The organism is Flavobacterium sp. AK-345 (genome assembly GCF_058310175.1).
Map to the genome: position 1 here is coordinate 83,486 of NZ_JBZEER010000016.1, position 24,273 is coordinate 107,758.

A 24,273-nucleotide genomic window follows, 5' to 3' on the forward strand; every position below is an offset into this window, starting at 1 on the left:
ATTATGAAAAGATTATATATATCAATGTTTGTACTTTCTGGATTATTTTTTTCAGGATGTTCAGATGATTTTTTAGATGTAGAGCCGACAGAAGCTATTCCCGCAGATCCTGCTTTGGTGAATAGCGATGCAGGAGCAACAGGTTTTGTAACGGCAATTTACAATCAATTTTTAGGATGGGAAATGTCTTCTTTTGGATGGAATGCAGTTTCAAGTATTATCTCAGATGATGCAGATAAAGGCTCTGACCCGGGAGATGCCGGTGGAGATAAAGATATTATTGATGCATTAACTTATAATGCTTCAACGCCATCATTTCAATCTACCTGGGAGGCTAATTATGCTGGAATTAACAGATGTAATCAGGCATTAGAAATGTTTCCTAAATTAGATAAAGCAAACCCTGTTTTAAAAGCAAGATTAGTAGGTGAAACGAAGTTCCTGAGAGCTTTTATGTATTTTACTTTAGTAAAAGGATACGGCGGAGTGCCAATTATAGATCATTTAGCTCTTGTTCCAATTTCTGAGGATGATAGAAAAATGCAATTAACTCGTAAAACAGTAGCAGAAGTTTATGCTTTTATAGAGCAAGACTTAAATGACGCTATCGAAGCTTTGCCTTTAAAATCAGCTTACTCAGGGGCAGATGTTGTCAGAGTTTCTAAAGGATCTGCATACGCTTTATTAGCAAAAGTAAATCTATATCAAAAAAATTGGCAAAAAGTAATTGACAATTGCGATAAAGTAACGGGTTATTCTTTAGTTTCTGATTATTCATTACAATTTAAAAAAGAAGGAGAATTCGGCCCGGAATCTATTTTCGAAATTAATGGAGTTGGTTCTACTTCTACACCTGGATTTGGAATTGGAAATTACTCTGTTTCTCAAGCACCACGTGGTGCCGGAGGTTGGGGATGGGGATTCAACACACCAACTCAAGGTTTAGCAGATGCTTATGAGCCAGGAGACGTTAGAAGAGAAGCAACTATCATTTTTAGAGGTTCAGTTTTATATGATGGTAGAGAAATACCATCAACTGTAGCAAATCCAAGATACAATTATAAAGCATACTCATCATCTTTTTATAATCAGGAATTTACAGATACAAATCTTAGATATTTAAGATATGCTGAAGTTATATTAATGAAAGCTGAGGCTTTAAATGAATTAGGACAAACTTCGGAGGCTATCCCTTTAGTAAATCAAATTCGTAAAAGAGCAGGTTTAGGAGATACTCCTTTTACTTCTCAAGATGATATTAGAAAAGCAATCTACAAAGAAAGAAGATTAGAATTTGCTTTCGAACATGACAGATGGTTTGATCTTGTAAGAACAGGTCAGGCAGCAGCAGCAATGGCAGCAGACGGAAAAAACTTTATTGTTGGAAAACATGAGTTATGGCCTCTACCAACTTCATTTATAAGAGAAGCGAATGGACTTTCTCAACAAAACCCTGGTGGTTACTAATTAAAATCTCAAAATCACTCCTTTCTTAATTGAAAGGAGTGATTATTTTCAAATTCCCATAATTTTTTTATAATGATTAGAATTTCAGTTTTACTAATGGTTTTTACTTTTTTTGGTTGTGGTTCAAATACTGACAAACCAAAAGAAAATGCAGAAGAAAATACTGCAACGGAGAAATTATCTGATGAGCAACTTTTAAACGTGGTTCAAAAAGAAACCTTTAAGTATTTCTGGGATTATGCTGAACCAAACTCTGGATTAGCCAGAGAACGTTATCATCCAGATGGAATTTATCCTGAAAATGATTCGAATATTGTAACTACAGGAGGTTCTGGTTTTGGATTGATGGCGCTTGTTTCTGGAATGTCTCAAGGTTATGTTACCAAAGATCAAGGTGTTGAAAGATTAAACAAAATTGCAGATTTTTTAGGCAAAGCCGATCGTTTTCACGGAGCCTGGTCACACTGGATAGACGGAAATACAGGAAAAGTAAAGCCTTTTGGAACCAAGGATAATGGCGGAGACTTAGTCGAGACTTCATTTTTGGTTGCGGGAATGATTACAGTTCGCGAATATCTAAAAGACGGTTCTGAAAAAGAAAAAGCAGTAGCTCAAAAATATGACGCACTTTGGAAAGGAGTGGAGTGGAACTGGTACACAAACAACAAAAATGTTCTATACTGGCATTGGTCGCCAAACTATGCGTGGCAAATGAATTTTGCATTAGAAGGATACAATGAATGTTTAATTACGTACGTAATGGCAGCTTCTTCACCAACTCATGGAATTGATGCAAAAGCATACCATGAAGGCTGGGCAAGAAGCGGAGGAATCGTTTCATCAAAAACAAAATACAATCTTCCGTTAATTTTAAAACACAATGGAGCAGAAGAATTTGGAGGTCCGTTATTCTGGGCGCATTATTCTTATGTAGGACTTGATCCAACTCAATTGAGTGATAAATATGCCAACTATTGGGATTTGAACGTAAATCAGACTAAAATCAATTATGAATATTGTGTAGAGAATCCTAAGAAAGGCTACAGTGCTGATTATTGGGGATTAAGTGCTTCGTATTCAAGGAATCCTGACGGATCAATTGGTTATAATGCACACATGCCGAGCAACGATCAAGGCGTGATGTCGCCAACTGCAGCTATAAGCTCGATTGTATATACGCCAAAAGAATCTATGGCTGTAATTCGTAATTTATACGATAATCATAAAAAAGAAACTTGGGGGAATGCCGGTTTTTATGATGCTTTGAGTTTACAGCATAATAACTGGGTTGCAAAACGCTATTTAGCAATCGATCAGGGACCAGAAGTTGTGATGATCGAAAATTACAGAACTGGATTATTATGGAAATTATTCATGAATGCTCCCGAAGTAAAACAAGGTTTAGTAAAACTTGGATTTAAATCAGGTAAATACGGTTTTTAATGGCATTTAAAATTAAAAATAGTATCAAGTTATTATTGTTTCTTTTTTCTGCGATGGGTTTTGCGCAAAGTGAGACAAACGGAAAATTGAAAACAGTTGTGGTGGCCAATTATGAATTAGGTTACGCTTTACATAAACCCGCCAATACAAAGGAGAAAAAATCTTTAATAGTTTTTATTTCCGGTGATGGAGAAAAAGGAACTGACATTGAAAAAGTGAAAATTAATGGGCCTTTAAAGTACTTAAAAACACATCAATTAGATACTTATGTTTTGGCGCCGCAATGTAAAGAAGGCGAAAAATGGAGTATTGAATCTATTTATGAATTGATTTTAAAAATTCAGAAAGAAAACAAAATAGATCCTGACAGAATTTATGTTACAGGTTTAAGTTCCGGAGGCTGGGCAGCCTGGAATTTAGCACTTTCGTATCCGGATATGTTTGCAGCAATAGTCCCAATTTCCGGTTTTGTTGATTTAATAGAATTAGAAAGTGCCTGTAAAATAGCCAATATTCCAACCAGAATTTATCATGGATTATTGGATGATGTGGTAAAAGTAGATTATGCAATTGCGATTTATAAAGAATTAAAAAAATGTAATGCAAAAGATGTTCAGCTGACCATTTTTGATGATGCCGGTCACGATAGCTGGACAAGAGTTTATGACAATCCCGAGATTTATGGCTGGATGCTTAAACAGATTAAAACAAATACAAATAAATAAAAACAATAGAATGAAAAAGAAATTAGTCTTACTATTTTTAGGATGTGCTGTTTTGGGTTACGCCCAAAAAAAGAACACTAAAAATGCAGTAAAAATTAAACCGAAATCTGAGTTTGTAGCCGAGTTAATTTCAAAAATGACTTTAGACGAAAAACTAGGACAGTTAAATTTACCAACTTCTGGAGATATTACTACAGGACAAGCTAATAGTTCTAATGTTGCAAAAAATATTGCTGAGGGAAAAGTTGGAGGTTTGTTCAACATCAAATCGGTACAAAAAATTAAAGAAGTTCAAAAAATTGCTGTTGAACAAAGCCGCTTAAAAATTCCATTGCTTTTTGGTATGGATGTTATTCACGGTTATGAAACTACATTCCCAATTCCGTTAGGATTGTCTTGTACATGGGATATGAATTTGATCGAAAGAAGTGCTCAGATTGCTGCTCAGGAAGCAAGTGCTGACGGAATTAACTGGACATTTTCACCAATGGTTGATATCTCTCGTGATCCGCGTTGGGGAAGAGTTTCTGAAGGTTCAGGAGAAGATCCGTATTTAGGAAGCCAGATTGCAAAAGCAATGGTAAACGGATATCAACAACACGATTTATCTAAAAACAATTCAATTTTAGCTTGTGTAAAACACTTTGCTTTATACGGAGCTCCAGAAGGCGGACGTGATTATAATACAGTTGATATGAGTCATATCAGAATGTTTAACGATTATTTTCCTCCTTACAAAGCGGCTGTTGATGCTGGTGTAGGATCGGTTATGGCCTCTTTCAATGAAGTTGACGGAATTCCGGCTACAGGAAACAAATGGTTAATGACCGATGTTTTGAGAAAACAATGGGGTTTTAAAGGTTTCGTAGTAACAGATTTTACAGGAATTCCTGAAATGATCGAACACGGAATGGGTAATCTGCAAGATGTTTCGGCTTTATCATTAAACGCTGGTGTTGAAATGGATATGGTTGGAGAAGGTTTTTTAACGACTTTGAAAAAATCTTTAGATGAAAACAGAGTTACTATTTCACAAATTGACAATGCGGTAAAACTTATTTTAGAAGCTAAATATGACTTAGGATTATTTGAAGATCCTTATAAATACTGCGACGAAAAAAGAGCTAAAACGGAGATTTTTACAGCAAGTAGCAGAAAAGAAGCAAGATCAATTTCTGCTCAGTCATTGGTTTTATTAAAAAATCAAAATCAGGTTTTACCTCTTAAAAAATCTGGAACTATTGCGCTTATCGGGCCATTGGCGGATGCAAAAGAAAATATGCCGGGAACCTGGAGTGTAGCTACAAAAATGGAGAATGCTATTTCATTATTAGCAGGAATTAAAGAAGTTGCCGGAGCATCAACTAAAGTTTTATATGCAAAAGGAAGCAATTTAGATTACGATGAGACTTTTGAAACAAATGCAACAATGTTTGGTAAAACATTGCATCGCGATTCTCGTTCAAAAGAAGATTTATTAGCTGAAGCTTTAAAAGTTGCCAATCAATCGGATGTAATTGTGGCGGCTTTGGGAGAATCTGCAGAAATGAGCGGAGAATCAAGCAGCCGTACAAATTTAGAAATTCCACAAGCGCAAAAAGATTTATTAAATGCACTATTAAAAACAGGAAAACCGGTTGTCTTAGTATTATTTGACGGTCGTCCTTTAGTTATTACAGATGAAGAAAAAACAGTTCCGGCAATTTTAAATGCTTGGTTCGCTGGTACAGAAGCAGGTTACGCTATTGCTGATGTTTTATTTGGAGATGTAAATCCTTCTGGAAAATTGACAACAACTTTCCCTAGAAGCGTAGGACAAGTGCCAATTTATTATGCACACAAAAATACAGGAAGACCACTTTCTAATACAGAAGGAAAATTCGAAAAATTCAGATCAAATTATATCGATGAAAGAAACGAGCCATTATTCCCATTTGGTTTTGGTTTAAGTTATACTTCTTTCGAATATTCAAATCTGAAAATTTCATCGGATAAAATGAATTTCAGCGGAAAACTAAAAGTTACTGTTGATGTTGCAAATACAGGAAATTATGACGGTAAAGAAACCGTTCAGTTATATATCAGAGATTTAGTTGGTTCGGTAACAAGACCCGTTAGAGAATTGAAAAACTTTCAAAAAATAACCCTTAAAAAAGGGGAGAAACAAACAGTGACTTTTGAAATTACTGTTGAAGATTTAAAATTTTATAATTCTGATTTACAATTCGTAGCAGAACCTGGACAGTTTGATGTTTTCGTTGGTGGAAATTCAAATGCCGATAAGAAAGTTAGTTTTGAGTTAACTAAATAATTGGTTTGTTAATTAGAAATTGCCCTTCGTACTGGTTATACGGAGGGCTTTTTTATAGTTTTTTAGTCTTAAAATGTATTAAAATTAGTACGGATTTTTAGATCAATAAAAACTCAAATTTTTCAAATAATTTAATTTTCTATACAATGAAAACCATTAAAACATCTAAAATATTCCCGTTTCTGTTTGCAATAGTTGTTTTGTCTTCTTGTACGGCAAATAAAAATGCGATTGTTGCACATCGCGGAGCCTGGAAAACAAATAATTTTCCGGAAAATTCAATAGCTTCACTTAGACATGCTATTGATATGAAACTTGCAGGATCAGAGTTTGACGTATGGAGAACAGCCGATGATTCATTGGTAATCAATCATGATGCGCACTATAACAAACTTCTTATTGAGGAAACTAATTATGCCGACTTAATAAAATTTAAACTTTCAAACGGAGAGAAGCTGCCTACTTTACATGAATATATCACAGAAGGCAAAAAAAATAATAAACATACACTTTTAGTCTGTGAGATAAAGCCTTCGGAAATAAGTAAAGAAAGGGGAAAGAAAACGGCGTTGAAAACGGTTGAAGTAATTAAAAAACTTAAAGCTGATAAAATCACAGGCTACATCAGTTTTGATTATGATATTCTGAAACAAATTAGAGAAGTCGACACTAAAACCTCTTTGCAATATCTGGAAGGAAATAAATCCCCAAAAGAAGTCAAATTAGACAAAATAACGGGAGTTGATTTCCATTATTCAGTTTTTGAAAAACATCCGGAATGGATCAAAGAAGCAAAAGAAAATCATATTACACTAAATGCCTGGACGGTTAACGATGCCAAAGTAATGGATTGGATTATCGAAAATAAATTCGATTATATTACAACCAATGAACCGGAATTACTCAGTGATAGAATTAAAAATTAGTAATTAAAAATTAAAAATGAATAATAGCTTTTAAACTTTAATAGCTTGATTTTAAAATATAAAAATAAAAAAATGTATAAACTATCGTCTATATCGCTTTTGTTGCTTTTGATAGGATTTAATATCTCGGCGCAAAATTCCATTCCTGGAAAAACAGAATGGTTTGATCCTAATAAACCAGCTTCAACATATTGTAATCCAATAAATATTGGTTACAATTACACGACCTTTAAGCACAACGGAATTCCTGAATCGCGTCGTTCAAGTGCAGATCCTGTTATTATTACCTATAAAGGCGAATATTACTTATTTGCTACCAATCAGGCAGGTTTCTTTTGGAGTAAAGACATGTCTGACTGGAAATTTGTTTACGGAAGTTTTCAAAGACAACCGGGAGATGATGACCAGTGTGCACCTGCTGCATGGGTGGTAAACGATACTTTGTTTTATGTTGGATCAACATGGAAAAAAGATCATCCGATTTGGAAAACAGCCGATCCAAAATCAGGAAAATGGTTGCGACATGTTGATAAAGCAATGTTACCAACCTGGGATCCAGCTATTTTTCAGGATGATGATAAAAAAGTATATATGTATTACGGTTCAAGCGGAAAATTACCACTTGTAGGTGTAGAGGTAGATTATAAAACATGGTTACCAAAAGGAAATCAGGCAGATTATGCACAATTGTATGCAGCGACAGAAGTTGAGGATATTCAAAAACCTTACGGTCAGGCAAAAGCGGTTGTTGGTTTAGATCCTGCTTCACACGGTTGGGAACGTTTTGGACCTAACAATGATATGGAACCTGCGCCCTGGGGTAATTTTATTGAGGGCGCATGGATGACCAAACACAACGGTAAATATTATATGCAATACGGCGCTCCTGCTACTGAATTTAAAGGATATGCAAACGGAGTTCACGTTGGTGATAATCCGTTAGGGCCATTTGTGTATCAAAAGCACAATCCGATGTCGTATAAGCCCGGAGGATTTGTAATTGGTGCCGGACACGGAAACACTTTTGCAGATATTTATGGAAATTATTGGAACACAGGAACGTGTAAAATTTCAATAAAAGACCGTTTTGAGCGTCGTATTGATATGTTTCCTGCCGGATTTGATAAAGATGATGTCATGTATTCGAACACATCGTACGGAGATTTTCCAATAAAACTTCCTACAGAACAACGCAATCATGAAAATGGAGCTTCTTCCGGATGGATGTTATTATCTTATAAAAAAACAGCTACAGCTTCTTCTTCAGAAGATTGTATGGAAGTGGAAACACACAGAATGGATAATGGAGGCAAAAAAGTATATGAGAAATTTTGCTATGGCGCGAATAATTTAACAGATGAAAATATTCAAACCTATTGGTCAGCAAAAACAAATAATCCGGGTGAATGGTTACAGCTTGATTTAGGGAGAAAAATGCAGGTAAATGCGTTGCAAATTAATTATGCCGATCATAAAGCAACGCAATACAATAAAGCAATGGATATTTATTATCAGTATAAAATATTCATGTCTGATGATGCTGTAAACTGGACATTGGTGGTAGATAAATCTCAAAATGATAAAGATGCTCCGCATGATTATGTTGAATTAACAAAATCAATCGAAGCGCGTTACATCAAAATGGAAAACATTCATAATGCTTCGGGATTATTTGCGGTTTCAGATTTCAGGGTTTTTGGAAACGGATTGATGGCAAAACCAAAAGCTGTTTCTGGTTTTAAAGTAAATAGAAATACCAAAGATTCTCGTAATGCAATGATTTCCTGGAAGAAACAAACTGACGCAATTGGATATAATATTTATTACGGAATTGCTCCGGATAAATTATATAATACCATTATGGTTTATGATGAAAGTGCTTATGATTTTAGAGGTTTGGATAAAGACACAAAATATTATTTTACGGTTGAAGCTTTTAACGAAAATGGTATTAGTTCAAAAACGAAGCTTATTGAAGTAAAATAATTTTGTAACTATTTTTTCATAAAAGGTTGACTAAAATGACAACGATTTATAAAAGAATTTGTTCCTTTGCATAGCTATCATGTAGCAGATTAAGTAACCCGAAAAAAGCCATTAAACCTATGAAAAAAACAATTCTTTTAACTGCATTAGTTTTAAGCGGATTGACATCTTTTGCCCAGTCAAATGATGAAAAAAACATTAAATTATTTTATAAAAAGGCCTTAACCGAGTCTAAAGCATACACTTGGTTAGAGTATTTGTCTAACGATATTGGAGCTCGTTTATCGGGATCTCAAAACGCACAGCTGGCTGTTAATTATACTAAATCTCAGCTTGAAAGTTTAGGACTTGACAAAGTGTATTTACAAGAAGTTATGGTTCCGCATTGGGTTCGTGGAGAAAAAGAAAGTGCCTTTATTTTAAACGGAAAAGTAAAAACTGCTGTGCCAATTTGCGCTTTGGGAGGATCTGTTGCAACTGCAAAAACAGGACTTACGGCAGAAGTTATAGAAGTTCAGGGAATTAAAGAACTTGCCGAATTAGGAGATAAAGTAAAAGGAAAAATTGTGTTTTTTAACAGACCAATGAATCCTGAAAATGTTGAAACTTTCATTTCATACGGAGCTTGTGTTGATCAAAGATTTGCTGGTGCAAAAGAAGCCGCTAAACTTGGAGCAGTGGGAACAATTGTACGTTCGATGAATTTACGTTTAGACGATTTTCCTCATACAGGCGCCCAAAGTTATGGTGATTTGCCGAAAGAACAATATATCCCTACAGCTGCGATTAGTACAAACGGAGCTGAATTATTAAGTGCAACCTTAAAAAGCAATCCGTCTTTAAAATTTTATTTCAAACAATCTTGCGAAACATTGCCTGATGTATTATCATATAATGTTATTGGAGAATTAACAGGAACAGTAACTCCGGAGAATATTATGGTTGTTGGTGGTCACTTAGATTCTTGGGATCTGGCTGATGGTTCTCAGGATGATGGAGCAGGAGTAGTACAAAGTATGGAAGTAGTTCGTATTCTTAAAAATTTAAACTACAAACCTAAAAATACAATTCGTGTAGTTTTATTTATGAATGAAGAGAATGGTGGAAAAGGTGGAGCGAAATATGAAGAAGTTTCAAAACAAAAAAATGAGAACCATATTTTTGCTTTAGAAAGTGATTCAGGCGGATTTTCACCAAGAGGTTTTTCAATTGAAGCAGACGATGCAAACCTAAAAAAAATACAAGGATTCAGAGATCTTTTTGAGCCTTATTTAGTTCATAGTTTTACAATTGGACATGCAGGATCTGATATTAGCCATTTAACATCTAAAGCGATTGTTAAAGCTGGTTTAAAACCTGATTCTCAACGTTATTTTGATTATCACCACGCAGCAAACGACAAATTTGATGCTGTTAATAAAAGAGAATTAGAACTTGGAGCAGCAACAATGGCAAGCTTAGTTTATTTATTAGACCAAACCGGAATTGAAATGCCAAAGGCTAATTAATTTTAAATAGATATTTACAAAATGAAGCCGTCTCAAATACGTTTGAGACGGCTTTTAAATTTAATTCATAATTGATTCCTTAGAGTATAATATTAATCGCTTAAAGCAGTTATAATTTCAAATTCAGGACTAAACCGACAATTCTTCTTTTTATTATTTATGTCTTATTAATCCTATTTTTTTTGTTTAAATTTGAATCCTTCTTTAGAGTTATTAATATGGCTACACGATTATTTTCTTACTTTTTTCTTATTCTTTCTTTGAGTATTCATTCACAATCGACAAAGGAACTGATTGATGGTCTAAATACTATTAATGATCATCAGAAAAAAGTAGAACTCTGTCGAAAAATTGCTTTAAGGTTACAAAAATTGGATTGGGACAGAGCTATAAAATATATTGAATTAGCCGAATCTGAAGCCAAAAAAACAGAAAATACAGAACTCATGCTGGCGTATGTTTATGTTACGGCAGGAAAAATGTATGCCTCCAAAGAAGTATTTGATGTTAGTTTGAAATATTATTTTAAAGCGCATGATATTTACAAGCAAAGCAATAATATTGAAGAATTATCAAAAGTAGAAAACAATCTTGCCATTATTTATTCGCTCGGGAAAAATAAAGAAAAAGCATTAAAATATTTCTTAAACGTATATCACTATCAAAAGTCTAAGAATGATCCCGTTAAGCTCGTAAAAATTTTAAACAATATCGGTACTTTATATTTAGATAAAAATGTAGATTCTTCTTTGCATTATTACCAAAAGGCTCAAGCTATAAACGGAACGATAAAAGACGACACTTTAAAAATTTATGTCTATACTAATTTGGCACGAGCGTATGGATTAAAAAAAGATAAAAAAAACACCGAATATTATTTTGACCAGGCTTTTTCTTTAGTAGATAAACCGGTTGATAATGCTGTAAAAGCCTTTGTATATGAATCTTTTTCGCAATATAAATTAAAAGAGAAAAACTATGATGCCGTAATTGTAAATGCAAAAAAGGCATTAGAATTAGGTAAAGATAATGTGTATAGCTTTTCAGGTTTAAACCTGAATAAAATGCTTTATGAGGTTTATATAAGTACGGCTGATTATAAAAATGCAGTACATTATTTTCAGAAATACAATGCAATCAACGACAGTATTAATGTTGAAGAAAAAGCAGTAAATCTGGAAAGAATAAAATTAGAACAGGATTACAAAGTTCGCACACAAATAAAAACACTTATAGAACAAAAGAAACTCTTTAAGTATTCTGTGGTGGGATTGATATTGGTAGTTGGCATTTTGATTTTAATTATTTTACTAATAAAATATCGAAACAGAAATATTAAAAATCAACTGGAAAAAGAAAAATTAAACACCAAAATGCAAGGGTTAAAGGAAAACCTGAAAGCTAAAAATATGGTTCTGGTAGGAAAAGCTATGTCAGAAATACATCGTACAGACAGCATTAATGAAATCCTTACTGATCTTAAACAAATTAAACTCAAAGCTATTAATAAAGAAATGCAGCAGGCTATTGATATAGTTTTAAAGCGTTTGGAAAAGAATTTAAATACCGATATCTGGAAAGAATTCGAAATAAGTTTTGAACAGGTTCACCAGTCTTTTTTTGATAAACTAAAGAACGATTATCCTTCCCTTAGTCCAAAAGACCGAAGATTATGTGCTCTTTTATACCTGGATTTAACAACAAAAGAAATATCTCAGATTACGGGGCAATCTTTCAAAGCAATCGAAAATTCCAGAACAAGACTTCGGAAAAAGTTTGATTTGACTAACGAAAAGGTAAATCTCTCCACTTATCTCAATACATTTTAAACCTAATAAATGTAAAAAATAACCCAAACTAATCGTCTGATTTAGTTTGGGTTATTTTTTTTTGAGTGTTTTTTGAGTGATAATTTTTTACCTGTGAGTGTTTTTGTAATAGTCCTTTTTTCAAAAACATATAATGTCCATTCTACATTTACCAAATCGATGCAAATAAATTTAGAATGAACGAGAAGAAAAAAAAAGAACCTGCTAAAAGTTTAGAACAGCTTTTGGAAGAAACAAAAACCCAAAAGGAAATCCTCTTAAAAATTCTTGAAAAAATAACAAAAGAAAATCCTGAAGATCAAACTCCAAATTGATTTTTAGAAAGGCATTTGAATGGCTGCTATACCATTTAAAGTGCGATTATAACCAAACTAACCATAATATTAATTTTAAATTTAAAGAAATGAACCAGATTTACTTCAAAATCAAGTATTTGTTTGTTTTGTTAAGTTTCTTTGCCTGTTCCGTAGGAATGGCTCAGTCTCCTTTTCAAAGCGTAAAAAAAGATGGTGTGAAAATGGCTGTAGACGAGCCGGTTTCAAATGTGACAAAAGATCAAGTTAGTAAAACAAGTAATGACCCAAATTCTATTCAGAGTAATAATGCCGGTAATCTTCTAACCCAGGAAGAAGAAAAGATAAGCGGCAAAGAGCTTTCTAAAGCAGAAAGTGAATCGGTAACAAAACAGCTACAGCAAAGCCAGCAATTATTTGGACAAAAATTAAGTGATACACAGAAAACAAACGCACAGGATACTGTAAGCACGAAGGTTAAATCCTTTGCTAAATCTTCAGGTTTAAATGCAAAAAATATATTCGAAGTTAAAAAAGAAGCTTTTGATTTGTCTGCATCAGATAAAATGCAATTAAAATCCATCTCTGATAATCATGGAAGAACCTTGGCTACTTATCAGCAATTACATAATTCTGTTCCGGTAGAAGGAGCAATTTATAAGGTTAGAGAAAATAAAACCAAGATAGACGCATTTGGTTATACTGCTAAAAAATTGTCTGTAAGCAGTAGTTATAAAGTAAGTGCTACAGCTGCATTAGAAAATGCACTTAAAAAAGTAAATGCTAAACAATATATTTGGGAAAGTAAAAAATTAGGTGCTTTACTTGATAAAAATATAAGTACAAAACCGCAAGGCGAATTGGTTTATGTGGGGCCTAATTTTTCTTCTGAATTAAAGGAATATTACCTTACATGGAAATTTGATATTTATGCAATCAATCCGCAATCTAGTCAGACTATTTACGTAGATGCAAACTCTGGAAAAATAGTTCTTATTATCGACTTAAATCGAGATGCCAGTTTCGAAGGCCAAAGGCTGGGTAGAGGTAAATCACGATACGCCGGAGATGTAACTTTTAATACCAAACAATATGCTGATGGTTATAGATTAGAAGGTCTGCAGGGAAAATATAATGTGCCAATGTATACTATGAATCTGAATCACAATGATCAGGCTTCAGATGAAGTAATTACTGATTTTATTGATGAAGATAATATTTGGAATGAACTGCACAATAAAAATAACGATGAAGTTGCCATTGATATTCATTGGGGTATGCAGAAAACCATAGAATATTATGGTGAAAAATTTGATCGAAATAGTATCGACAATAAAGGAATGACAATTATTGGTCTTGCACATTTAGGCAATAATGTCGAAAATGCTTCATGGACTGGAGGATGGGCACAATTTGGAGATGGTTACGACACGCCTTATGTTGGATTGGGAATTACAGCTCATGAATTGACGCATGGTGTAACACGTTTTACGGCGGGTTTAATTTATCAGGGAGAATCAGGTGCTATGAATGAATCCTTCAGTGATATTTTTGGTGTTTCTGTTGAGTTTTATGTTGGAAAAGACAAAAAAGATGACATTTGGATGTTGGGAAATGAATTGTATACCCACGGAAGTATGAGGAGTATGTCTAATCCGAAAGCCCAAGGACAGCCTGACACTTATGGAGGAATAAATTGGGCAAATACATCAAACATAAATTACGATAATGGTGGTGTGCACATTAACAGCGGAATCACAAATTACTGGTTTTACCTTTTAAGTGAAGGCGGTCAAGGTGTAAATGATCTTAATAACAGTTATAATGTTAAAGCTATTGGTCTTGCCAAAGCAGAGAAAATTGCCTACATAACGCTTACAGAATATTTATCTCCTTCTTCAAACTTTAGTGATATGCGTCGGGCAACTTTAATGGTTGCCGAAGATTTATACGGATTAGGTTCTGAAGAATACAAACAAGTTACCAATGCCTGGTACGCTATTGGTATTGGGGCAGCTTATGCAGACAAACAAATATCTCTTGTTTCTGTTGAAAAACCTTCGGCTGTTTGTGGTTCTTTAAAAGGGGATGAGCCTTTTTATATTAAAATTAAAAATACAGGATCTACTGTAATTAAAACAAATGAGACCTTAAATTACAAATTAAGATTGATGACACAAGGTTTTGGCGGCAGATTTAATGTTCTTTACACCAACGATAGTACTATCAGCTTTACCAAAGATCTTGGCGTAGGAGAAGAAACGATTATAAAAATTCAGGACAATATTCCTTATGTAATAAGTTTAACTACAGTAAATTATGTTGAAGTTAAATTTGATTTTAATCCTATTACAGAATTTGGCGCAAAAGATGGAGTTTCTTTTGTTTCAAATTTAATAGTTCCTCCTGCACAAAAAGATTTTGACCTTAAACTTATGGGACTAAATCTTCCCGTCTATTCAGGAGAAACTTTATTTGCCAATCATCCATTAGCTGTAACAATCTATAATTTGGGCTGTGAGGATATACCAGCAGGATCTCAATTGAAAGTTGGATATTTGAATACACTTTCGGGAGGCGAAACTATCTGGAAAGATATTACACTGCAAGCTGTTTTTAAAGGCAATTCAGAAATGATAATTCCTTTAGATAATATCGATTTGTCAGCAGCTGGCTTGTATAATTATGAAGCTTTTGTAACCTATAGCCAGGATCCTGTAACTACGAATAACAGTATTACAAATTCGGTTTATAATGGGGTTGTAACTCAATTTCCATATTTTCAGGATTTCGAAAAAACACCTGGTGGCTGGTATTCAAAATCAATACTTACAAATCAAAAATTTGTATGGCAGCAAACTTCCGCGATTTCATTTAGAGATACTAATTCGAAATATTTATGGGGTACTGTAAATTATGGCACTTCTGAAAGAGTACCACCCAATTCTGATTTTACATTAGAATCTCCAATATTTGACTTTACCAATATTACTTCTCCCTATGTTGAGTTTGATATGATTCATTTGTTTTATAAAGGATATGACGGATTAATTGTTGAATATTCTGAAGACAAAGGTCAAAACTGGAAAAAAACTACAGGCATAGATTATCCAGAAACTTTGCAATACAATGATTTAATAGTTGGCCCATGGTTTAGCGGAATTAATAACCGTACGGATAAAAAACCAATCGGAATACGTTTAAATGAACTTGCAGGTAAAAAGGCGGCTATTCGTTTTCGAGTTGTTACAGATAGTTATGCCAGTAACTTTTTAGGTGCTTTTATAGATAACATTCGTGTAGGTAATGCGCCTTATGATTTAGAAGTTACGGGTGCAAAATTAGACGCCGGTATCTGTGCTGTTAACAATGAGAACATAACAATTAGTGCAAAGATCATTAATAATTTCGCAACTACTAAAGAGCAGGTTAATGTAACAGTTAAAATTCTTGATAAGGAAAAAAATGAAGTTTTTTCAAATATCGAAAAAATAGCTTTAACATTTACAAAATATGGAGATACGCTAACATATTCTATTTCAAATATTAATTTAAAAAGCATTGGTAAAAATACAATCACAGTTTCAGTTTTTCCTGAAGATGTAGCTCAGGATGTTAAACCAGAAAATAATTCGGTAACATTTGGTTTCGATAACTGGGATAATAAAGATATGAAGATAGATTCATTGCCTTATACAATGGATTTTGAAGATAGCACTCAATACAAAGGATGGAGAACTTCTGAAAATAATAATAGCGGAGGATGGAAATATGGAACAAGTAAAGAGTTAGGATCTCCGGGTTGGTTTTTAGAAGGCCATGAGCATTTTATGGCAAGTAATGATGATAAATGTAATTGTGATGCATCAAATGATATGTTGATTTCTCCAGTATTAGATTTAAGCAATTATAAAGAAGCACATTTGTCATTTGATGGTTTTGGAGACGGACAAAGACTTTCAGACGGATATGTAAAAGTGAGTACGGATGGAGGTAAAACCTGGGAAGAGGTTTTTAAAATGTCTTATATTACAAACTGGATAGAATATCACGTAGATTTAACTCCATATGCCGGAAAATCTTGTGTTCTTGTAGCATTTGTACATGATGATAACGGATTGTTTGCCAATGGTTTTGCAGTAGATAATATTAAAATCAAAGACACAGCAGATTATTTACAGCTCTCAAATTTAAGTGTACCAGAAAATGTATATGAAGATGCGCCATCACACCAATTTTTTATAAGTGCAAAAAATTTATCTTATAGTACAGTTAATAAGGCAACTATCGAATATCAAATTACCCAAAATGGTAAACCTATAGGGGAGCCAATTGTACGAGAAAGAAATGATCAGATATTCAGATATCAAACTATTGTTTATACAGTAGATGGTATACCGCAGTTATCAGCAGCAAATTATGAGATTAATGTAAAAGTAATTGCAGAAGGAGAACCAAAAGCGTTGGCAGAGAATCTTACAAGGACTTTTCAGGTTTTGGAAAAAGCACCAGCTTTAGATGTTGAAACTTTTTCTACTATATCTGCGGGATCAATATTTGGATCAAAAGGATTTGTTTCCAATCAAAGTGATGAAAATTATCCATGGCGAGCAGTTGTTAAACCGGATAATGCAAATCTGGGTCTTCCTAAAAAAGATCATACTGGCGATATTGCAGCGCAAATGCTTTACAATCAACTAGAAGGTTATGCAGCTTATGGAGAATTAATCTCTCCGTTGTATAATTTATCTGAAAACACAACTGCTTTAGAATTTTATTACGGACTTGAAAGTAATTATAATAATGCCTTTATTATAGATGTTAAAACCGCAGGAGGCGAATGGAATGAGATATGGAGAGCCTCTAAACAAGGAAATTATAGAGACACTGAATGGCAAAAAGGAATAGTAAATTTAAGTAAATATGCTGGTAAATCTGTAATGCTGCGATTTAGACATGCCAAAGCAGGTGGTTATTCTTATATGGTATTGGATGATTTAAAAATAATCAGCGATCCTATTTTAGATTTATCTGTACAGATATTGTCGCCAAAAGATGTATGTGGCGGATCTGAAGTAAAAGTTAAGCTGACCAATGAAGGGCAAATTGCAATTCAGGAAAAGGCAATTCAATTGAATCTGGAATATATCAATACAAATGAAACTATTTCAGAAGTGATTGAAACAGCAATTCCGGCAGGTGAAAGCATAGAATATATTTTAAAAAAACAGCCTAAACTTGATACAAGTGGTGATTCTCATGTATTTAATGTTATTGCAAAATTAGATAATGATCTTATCCCGCAAAACAATGAAATAAAAAACTATATCTATCAAGAGGTATCCGGAGATTTCAAAATATTTGATAATGCAGTAATTCATGGATATGAAGGTAAAAGTTTGTACATCGATGCAGCAACGAATTTTAGGGCTAATAAATTAGAAGTTGTTTCCTATAAATGGAATACCGGTGATGTTTCTAATGGTATAGAAATCAATAAAGCAGGAGATTATACCGTAACATTAGTAATGAAAAACGGATGTACGCTGACAGAAACCATAACTGCAACATTTGACACTTTCGAATCTGAATTAGAAAGCGGAGACTTATGTGGTCCTGAGGTTGTTTTGTCACCCGGAACATACAAATCTTACGAATGGTTTGATGGCTCAACGCAACCAACTATTACCATAACAGAAAGTGGGGATTATTATGTAACGGTTTACAATGAAAATGGCATCGGTAAAACTTTTAGTACTACCATTTCAATTCTTGAAAACAATATCGTACCTGAGATTCAGGTTGTAGGAAATAAAAAATTAACTGCTTCGGTTGAGGCTGTTTCGTATCAATGGTTTCTAAATGAAAGACCTATACCAAATGCAACCGAAAAATCTATAATCACAATTTGGGAAGGAAATTACAGCCTTCAGATAACCAATAATAATGGATGTAACAGTAAATCAATTCCATTTGATTCAAAAGGTATGCTTGTTGGAAAAATAACAAATCCCTTTAGGGTATTTCCTAATCCGGCAGTTGATACGGTAAATATCTTTTTGGCCGATAAAAATGAAGGAGAAACACAAATCAATATTTATGCAATGGATGGTAAAGTATTGTGGAATAAAACTTATGCAAGTATTCCGGCAAATATAAATGTAAGCGAATTAAATCCTGGAGTTTATGTTTTAGACTGTATTATAAATGGCAAGAAATATACAGCCAAAATCATTAAGAAGTAACAGCATTAAAGATAGATAAGGTAGCTCTCATTTTTGAGAGTTACCATTCTTAAACAAAGAAATACTATGAAAAAATACATACTAATTTTAGGCGCACTTTTTTTTGGCGTGACTGTTATGGGGCAAACTGAAAAAGTAAAACTAGGCGTAAAAGCAGGTTTAAATATCTCAAATCTTACTATTGATGAAAGCGAATTGAATTCATCAGGTAAAACAGGGTTTACGGCGGGAATTATGGTCGAAATTCCTATGGCGAAAAATTTTTCTCTTCAACCTGAATTGTTATACAGCCAACAAGGAACAAAAATTACTTTTTCTGATGAAGAAGTAGCAAATTCCCACTATAAAAGTACTATTGAATTGAACTATTTAAACATTCCTGTAATGTTAAAATATTACGTAATAAAAGGATTAAGTGTACAAGCCGGGCCTCAAATAGGAATATTACTGAAAGCTAATAATAAATATCAGGATAATTTTTTAGGCTACGAAAATCAAGAGAGTTTTAATCTAAAAGAGTATTCGAGCGGTATAGATACTTCTGTAAACTTCGGTTTGGGGTATCAATTAAAAAATAAATTTTATACAGATGTAAGATATAATATTTCTTATTCTAATGTATTTAAAGATGGAGATGCAAATCATTTCATCGATAATAATATGAAAAACAAAGTTTTTCAATTAACGCTTGGTTATTTTTTACAATAATTCATTTTTCATTTTTGTTGAAAAGGAAGCCGTCTCGTTTTGAGATAGCTTCTTTTTTTTTATAATTACAATTTCATTACGATCAAATAATACAATATTGTAACAGGAATATTAGACAAAAGAATTAAAATTTTAACCGCTATGTCTTTTCTCTGTTCTGTGAGTTCAATAAACTTATCAATAAGATGGAATAACATTATAGCGTTAAGTACTATTGCTGATGCCACAAATGGAAAAGCAACAATTAAAATATTCGGATTGGCATTTGTAACAATATAAAGTACAAATAAAATGGTGCTGACAATAAAACTGCCGATAGCCAATTCTGTCGATTGTTTTTCTTCAAAAGGTTTTTCAGTTGTTTTCATAAAATTAAATTTTAAATGTTTTTTGAATTGATTGAATAGATATGGAAAGCATTTTTGAAAAATCGAGATAATGGAAGGGAAGAGCTTGTTTGCCTCTTTTATATTGTTGAAAAAAATAATTGATATGGCGCAGATAAAAAGGGGTGCCCGAAAGAATAACCATAAATAGATACAAGCTTCTTTTACCATTTCCTAAAAGATAATATTGCATTCCTATTTCATCAGCAACCGAAATTCCAGTGTTTGTTAAAACATGAATAATATCGTGATCTTCCAGTTTTGGCTGAATATCAAAATGATTTTTGTCAAGGAAATTCCCTAAACCAAACCCAAGAGAATCTACTGGATATTGTAATAATTCATCTTTATCAATTTCCCACGGAATACTCTTTTTAAAATACTTTTGATATGGTTTTCTTGACCATTCATACATTTTTTCAATAATATAATCTTTCATATAATAATTTTAAAAGTTCTTTGAGATTCAAAGTAAAATAATAAATAAAAAAGCTAATTTGAGTTTTAAATTAGCTTTGTATTATTTTTTAATAAGTATCGATTACAGTTTTTAATAAATTAGAATCGGCGAGGTTAGAAGGTGAGACTACTTTTTCAGTAAGCGGAATATCATTTCCGTATCTTTCCTTTAGTATTTTTTGAACTCTTTCATCTTTCAAATTAAAATCTTTTAATTCCTGTAATGGACACAATTCTATACCGGCTCCGGTTTTATATATTTTCCAGACCAATTCAGAGCAGTAGATTCTATTATCCGTCCATTCAAAATAAGCATCATATTCTTTGCCGTTAAATTGCTGTCCATAATCTTTCATCTTTTGTAAAGTACTTGCAGTCAAAATTTTTTCTGCATTTTTCAATCTTTTCACGACATATTTATTTTCTTTACCGTGTTTGATCCATTCATCCAGCAACGTTATCTTTACGGGCTGAACAGCTTCAAAAACAAATTTCCTGTCATTAATAAAGAAGATAATTCCGCAATGCGAAAATTTCGAGTTTGTCGCAATTCTCACCGCTTCACATTGTTTAGATTCTGAAGTTTGAAAAATAATATCTCCATCCTGAACTTTCTCAGATAGCGTGGTTTGCGGTTTTGTTCCAGAAAACGGATTGTTAGGAAATACTAACGTTGCTACATACAAAGCACAGCAAAAACTAATTAAAAATGTTGTTCCTAAAAAGATGTATTTCATTTTTTTCATGTTGAATTTTTAAATTCTAAATATACTTTAAATTCCACCATTTCTTAATTCAGTTTTTTAATATTAACTGAAAAAACAAATATTTCATAAAGTGCTTTGAATTACAAAGTAAATAATAAAAAAAATAGCTGCCAAATAAAATGACAGCTATTTTATAAATATATTTTAAGAAATATTAGATTCTAAATATACCTCCAACGGCAATAATACGCTGAAAGAAGAAAAAATCTTGAGAAGCTTTATCTTCACTACTTGTTGTAGTTCTAATATCCTGCATGTTAATGTAACCACCTTTTAACTCTCCCTGAATGTAGAAGTGTTTGAAAAAAGTAATGTTAATACCAGCTTTTGCAGAAACACCGTAACCAGAAACGTGAAAATCATCATGACGCTCTTTTCCTAAAAGTGTTGTGTTTGTTTTAGGATATAAAACTCCTGCACCCAAACCTTCAGTTAAGTTAATTTGAACTTTATCAATATTCGGAAGAGTAAACAATTTCGAAATATCATCAAATCTTGAAACCTCAGTATTAATGTAGTTTAAACCATCAGTATGCTCATAAATTAAAAATGGAGTACCACCGTTAAGAGTACCGCCACCTTCCATAGCACCACCTTGAGACATGTCTACAGGTGTATTGTTGTAATTTCCATTGTAAATTGAACCAGCCTGATCTGCTGGCAAATTGATGTCTCCGGTAACATTTGCAATTTGATTTTGTGACATTACATATTTCATGTGGTCAACACCAATTGTAACACTATAATGATCACTAAAAAAATAACCTAATCTCAAATTAGTTTGCGGAATAGTCATGTTAGCAGGATTAATATAATCTACATGCCAGCCTTTCGGTTTGTCATGTGCCTGCATATTATCAACAGTAAAATTATAATCTTTTCCTCTAAAAGTTACGTCAGACTTTGAGTAGCTTTCTCTGTTTCCACCCCACATTACAAAGAACTTTCCTTTATTGTGTGCTGTATACTTATTTTGTATTGCAATTTCTTCCTGAGCAAATGTATTTACAGCAAAACACATTAAAAAGAAAGGCAAGAATAAAAATTTATTTTTCAATGAATTGATTGTATAATAAAAATTAAAAGGCGTTTACAGTTTTTCTTATGGCAACTAACTTAGTCATTAGATCTTCAAAATAGTCTAAATGCAACATGTTAGCACCATCACTTTTTGCATTAGCAGGGTCAAAGTGTGTTTCGATAAAAATACCGTCAACACCCACAGCAATACCCGCTTTGGCAACAGTTTCAATCATATCAGGTCTTCCTCCGGTAACACCCGCAGTTTGATTAGGTTGTTGTAATGAATGTGTAACATCCAAAACAGTAGAAGCATATTGTTGCATAGTAGGAATTCCTCTAAAATCAACAATCATGTCCTGGTAACCAAACATTGTACCACGGTCTGTAACCATAACATTCTCATTCTGACAGTCTAATACTTTTTGTACAGCATGTTTCATGCTTTCCGGACTCATAAATTGTCCTTTTTTCAAGTTCACCACTTTTCCTGTATTTGCTGCAGCAACAACAAGATCAGTCTGGCGTACAAGAAAAGCCGGAATTTGTAAAACATCTACATATTGCGCAGCCATATCAGCATCTTCATTAGTATGAATATCCGTTACGGTTGGAATATGAAAAGTTTCAGAAACTTTTCTTAAAATTTTTAATGCTTTTTCGTCACCAATTCCAGAAAAACTATCAATTCTCGAACGGTTCGCTTTTTTAAATGATCCTTTAAATACATAAGGAATCTGAAGTTTGTCGGTAATACCAACTAATTTTTCAGCAATCCTGAGAGCCATTTCTTCTCCTTCAATAGCGCAAGGTCCCGCCAATAAAAAGAAATTCCCACTATCAGTATGCTTAATTTGTGGAATATGTTGTATGTTCATAATATGATTTTTTGACAGTGCAAAGGTAGTTATGATTTATGAATACAAGATGAAGATTTAAGATTATTTTAAGAAGCTAATCCTGCTATCCGCTGCAATCTTTTTCTCCAAACCCTTTTTTTTCTAGGTCTTTGCAGGAGCTTCCTCTGGTCGCTCTGCAAAAACCAGAAAAAATAGGCTTTCTCAAAAAAGGATTTCCGCTGCTATCAGGGCTAAAAGTGTAGTGGAATTATGGGACTTGATTAGGAATATCTCTTCAAAACAGTTTCTCAATTATACCTTCAAATTAAATTCTGTTTCCAAAATAGCATCCAACTGATCATCTTCAAAAGAAATAAGTTCGGTAATACCGTTTGCCACAGATTTTAACGAATTTTTGGTTAATATTTTTTTGCCCAACGGATTTTGTAAAACCACAATCAATTTTTGGGTAAAAACAGAATCAGGATGTGAGTAATTATAATGATTGGCAGGTTTAAAATCGATCCATCGTTGAGGATTAAGATCAAACGAATAGAGATTAGACCATTCTTTTCCGATTAGAATTTGCAGTAAAAATTCATTTTCTTCTGTTTTGATCAAAGTAAAAGTGTCAAAATCATGCTGAATCTCAGTTCCAATTTCACTCAGTTTTAAAGGTTCTCTAATACTGTTGCCGCCAAACCCCAGATCAATAAGATAATCTTCATTTTCGATGGTAGCAACTATGGCCAAATGTGTTTTAGCATTCGGATCTGGATTAACAAGCGGACGCACTGCAATATAATAATGCGGAAGACCAATTTCCTGAAGCAATAACGAAAAGATACCGTTAATTTGATAACAATATCCGCCACGTTTTTTAGTCACAATTTGGTATACAATATCATCACCAATTAAGGAAATAACTTTTCCGGCCTGTACATCAATATTTTCAAAAGGCACACTAAATATTTGGCTTTGCATCAATTTCTTTATGCCTTCTAAATTTAGTTTAATTTCTCCCTCAAAATTAATTCTCTTTAAATATTGCTGTAAATCGAAACTTGAAGCTTCAATTTTATGATTTTTTGATTGTTCCATTTTATTTTTTTTGCATTTTATGAATACAATCAAAATTAAGGCATTTATGTAAGTAAAGAGATAATTTAACTTATTTTTCAAGGATTTTCAAAGTGATTGATTTCTATAAGTTTATAAAAAAAAAACTTAATCATTTTCAATTTCCCATGGCTAGCGCGAGCGTCCCGCTCGTGCCCGCAATCATGTCTTGTCCTAAAATAGGTTTACACAAAAGTGTAAAAATATGGAAAGATATTCAAAAACATCATCTTCAAAATGGC

17 protein-coding genes are annotated in these 24,273 nt (G+C 33.1%); 11 read left to right on the forward strand and 6 right to left on the reverse strand.

Annotation, left to right across the window (positions count from 1 at the left end; translation table 11 throughout):
• Nucleotides 1-3: 3 nt before the first annotated feature.
• The 11 genes from AC4FQ3_RS20990 to AC4FQ3_RS21040 all read left to right on the forward strand — a co-directional run bounded on the left by AC4FQ3_RS20990 (nt 4) and on the right by AC4FQ3_RS21040 (nt 19,441).
• Entirely contained in the window at nt 4-1,467 is a 1,464-nt protein-coding gene (locus AC4FQ3_RS20990) for a RagB/SusD family nutrient uptake outer membrane protein (RefSeq protein ID WP_491183162.1), read from the forward strand.
• Nucleotides 1,468-1,539: 72 nt separating this feature from the next.
• Nucleotides 1,540-2,910, forward strand: a complete 1,371-nt coding sequence (locus AC4FQ3_RS20995) for a glucoamylase family protein (RefSeq protein WP_491183163.1) — start codon at nt 1,540-1,542, stop codon at nt 2,908-2,910.
• Complete coding sequence (locus tag AC4FQ3_RS21000; RefSeq protein ID WP_491183164.1) at nt 2,910-3,635, forward strand: carboxylesterase family protein; 726 nt, start codon at nt 2,910-2,912, stop codon at nt 3,633-3,635. The genes AC4FQ3_RS20995 and AC4FQ3_RS21000 overlap by 1 nt, the downstream gene beginning before the upstream one ends.
• A gap of 10 nt (nt 3,636-3,645) precedes the next feature.
• Entirely contained in the window at nt 3,646-5,946 is a 2,301-nt protein-coding gene (gene bglX, locus AC4FQ3_RS21005; protein WP_491183165.1) for a beta-glucosidase BglX, read from the forward strand.
• A 146-nt stretch (nt 5,947-6,092) separates the two neighbouring features.
• Entirely contained in the window at nt 6,093-6,872 is a 780-nt protein-coding gene (locus AC4FQ3_RS21010; RefSeq protein WP_491183166.1) for a glycerophosphodiester phosphodiesterase family protein, read from the forward strand.
• Nucleotides 6,873-6,944: 72 nt separating this feature from the next.
• Nucleotides 6,945-8,858, forward strand: coding sequence for a discoidin domain-containing protein (locus AC4FQ3_RS21015; protein ID WP_491183167.1), 1,914 nt, complete (start codon nt 6,945-6,947; stop codon nt 8,856-8,858).
• A 119-nt stretch (nt 8,859-8,977) separates the two neighbouring features.
• Complete coding sequence (locus AC4FQ3_RS21020; RefSeq protein ID WP_491183168.1) at nt 8,978-10,366, forward strand: M20/M25/M40 family metallo-hydrolase; 1,389 nt, start codon at nt 8,978-8,980, stop codon at nt 10,364-10,366.
• Between the two features lie 218 nt (nt 10,367-10,584).
• On the forward strand, nt 10,585-12,195 hold the full coding sequence (locus tag AC4FQ3_RS21025) for a tetratricopeptide repeat protein (protein WP_491183169.1): 1,611 nt from the start codon (nt 10,585-10,587) through the stop codon (nt 12,193-12,195).
• A gap of 176 nt (nt 12,196-12,371) precedes the next feature.
• A complete protein-coding gene (locus tag AC4FQ3_RS21030; protein ID WP_491183170.1) occupies nt 12,372-12,509 on the forward strand; it encodes a hypothetical protein in 138 nt (45 codons plus the stop codon).
• An 89-nt stretch (nt 12,510-12,598) separates the two neighbouring features.
• Nucleotides 12,599-18,733 carry a M4 family metallopeptidase gene (locus AC4FQ3_RS21035; protein WP_491183171.1) on the forward strand — a complete coding sequence of 2,045 codons (6,135 nt, stop codon included), beginning with the start codon at nt 12,599-12,601 and terminating at the stop codon, nt 18,731-18,733.
• A 66-nt stretch (nt 18,734-18,799) separates the two neighbouring features.
• A complete protein-coding gene (locus AC4FQ3_RS21040; RefSeq protein WP_491183172.1) occupies nt 18,800-19,441 on the forward strand; it encodes a porin family protein in 642 nt (213 codons plus the stop codon).
• 65 nt (nt 19,442-19,506) lie between these two features.
• Here the strand turns inward: AC4FQ3_RS21040 and AC4FQ3_RS21045 are convergent, their stop codons facing one another.
• The 6 genes from AC4FQ3_RS21045 to AC4FQ3_RS21070 form a co-directional block, all read right to left on the reverse strand.
• Complete coding sequence (locus tag AC4FQ3_RS21045; protein ID WP_491183173.1) at nt 19,507-19,809, reverse strand: hypothetical protein; 303 nt, start codon at nt 19,807-19,809, stop codon at nt 19,507-19,509.
• A 4-nt stretch (nt 19,810-19,813) separates the two neighbouring features.
• Nucleotides 19,814-20,266, reverse strand: coding sequence for a hypothetical protein (locus tag AC4FQ3_RS21050; protein ID WP_042564309.1), 453 nt, complete (start codon nt 20,264-20,266; stop codon nt 19,814-19,816).
• A gap of 88 nt (nt 20,267-20,354) precedes the next feature.
• Nucleotides 20,355-21,032, reverse strand: a complete 678-nt coding sequence (locus AC4FQ3_RS21055) for a YiiX family permuted papain-like enzyme (protein WP_491183174.1) — start codon at nt 21,030-21,032, stop codon at nt 20,355-20,357.
• Nucleotides 21,033-21,207: 175 nt separating this feature from the next.
• Complete coding sequence (locus AC4FQ3_RS21060; RefSeq protein ID WP_491183175.1) at nt 21,208-22,110, reverse strand: hypothetical protein; 903 nt, start codon at nt 22,108-22,110, stop codon at nt 21,208-21,210.
• 22 nt (nt 22,111-22,132) lie between these two features.
• Entirely contained in the window at nt 22,133-22,951 is an 819-nt protein-coding gene (gene kdsA / locus AC4FQ3_RS21065; protein ID WP_042564312.1) for a 3-deoxy-8-phosphooctulonate synthase, read from the reverse strand.
• Nucleotides 22,952-23,224: 273 nt separating this feature from the next.
• Complete coding sequence (locus AC4FQ3_RS21070; RefSeq protein ID WP_491183176.1) at nt 23,225-24,013, reverse strand: arylamine N-acetyltransferase family protein; 789 nt, start codon at nt 24,011-24,013, stop codon at nt 23,225-23,227.
• Nucleotides 24,014-24,273 lie beyond the last annotated feature (260 nt).

What these genes read in the sequence shown, in the direction of transcription:
- AC4FQ3_RS20990 (WP_491183162.1), top strand. Translation starts at nt 4, where the DNA reads ATGAAAAGATTATATATATCAATGTTTGTACTTTCTGGATTATTTTTT.
- AC4FQ3_RS20995 (WP_491183163.1), top strand. Translation starts at nt 1,540, where the DNA reads ATGATTAGAATTTCAGTTTTACTAATGGTTTTTACTTTTTTTGGTTGT.
- AC4FQ3_RS21000 (WP_491183164.1), top strand. Translation starts at nt 2,910, where the DNA reads ATGGCATTTAAAATTAAAAATAGTATCAAGTTATTATTGTTTCTTTTT.
- bglX (WP_491183165.1), top strand. Translation starts at nt 3,646, where the DNA reads ATGAAAAAGAAATTAGTCTTACTATTTTTAGGATGTGCTGTTTTGGGT.
- AC4FQ3_RS21010 (WP_491183166.1), top strand. Translation starts at nt 6,093, where the DNA reads ATGAAAACCATTAAAACATCTAAAATATTCCCGTTTCTGTTTGCAATA.
- AC4FQ3_RS21015 (WP_491183167.1), top strand. Translation starts at nt 6,945, where the DNA reads ATGTATAAACTATCGTCTATATCGCTTTTGTTGCTTTTGATAGGATTT.
- AC4FQ3_RS21020 (WP_491183168.1), top strand. Translation starts at nt 8,978, where the DNA reads ATGAAAAAAACAATTCTTTTAACTGCATTAGTTTTAAGCGGATTGACA.
- AC4FQ3_RS21025 (WP_491183169.1), top strand. Translation starts at nt 10,585, where the DNA reads ATGGCTACACGATTATTTTCTTACTTTTTTCTTATTCTTTCTTTGAGT.
- AC4FQ3_RS21030 (WP_491183170.1), top strand. Translation starts at nt 12,372, where the DNA reads ATGAACGAGAAGAAAAAAAAAGAACCTGCTAAAAGTTTAGAACAGCTT.
- AC4FQ3_RS21035 (WP_491183171.1), top strand. Translation starts at nt 12,599, where the DNA reads ATGAACCAGATTTACTTCAAAATCAAGTATTTGTTTGTTTTGTTAAGT.
- AC4FQ3_RS21040 (WP_491183172.1), top strand. Translation starts at nt 18,800, where the DNA reads ATGAAAAAATACATACTAATTTTAGGCGCACTTTTTTTTGGCGTGACT.
- AC4FQ3_RS21045 (WP_491183173.1), bottom strand. Translation starts at nt 19,809, where the DNA reads ATGAAAACAACTGAAAAACCTTTTGAAGAAAAACAATCGACAGAATTG.
- AC4FQ3_RS21050 (WP_042564309.1), bottom strand. Translation starts at nt 20,266, where the DNA reads ATGAAAGATTATATTATTGAAAAAATGTATGAATGGTCAAGAAAACCA.
- AC4FQ3_RS21055 (WP_491183174.1), bottom strand. Translation starts at nt 21,032, where the DNA reads ATGAAAAAAATGAAATACATCTTTTTAGGAACAACATTTTTAATTAGT.
- kdsA (WP_042564312.1), bottom strand. Translation starts at nt 22,951, where the DNA reads ATGAACATACAACATATTCCACAAATTAAGCATACTGATAGTGGGAAT.
- AC4FQ3_RS21070 (WP_491183176.1), bottom strand. Translation starts at nt 24,013, where the DNA reads ATGGAACAATCAAAAAATCATAAAATTGAAGCTTCAAGTTTCGATTTA.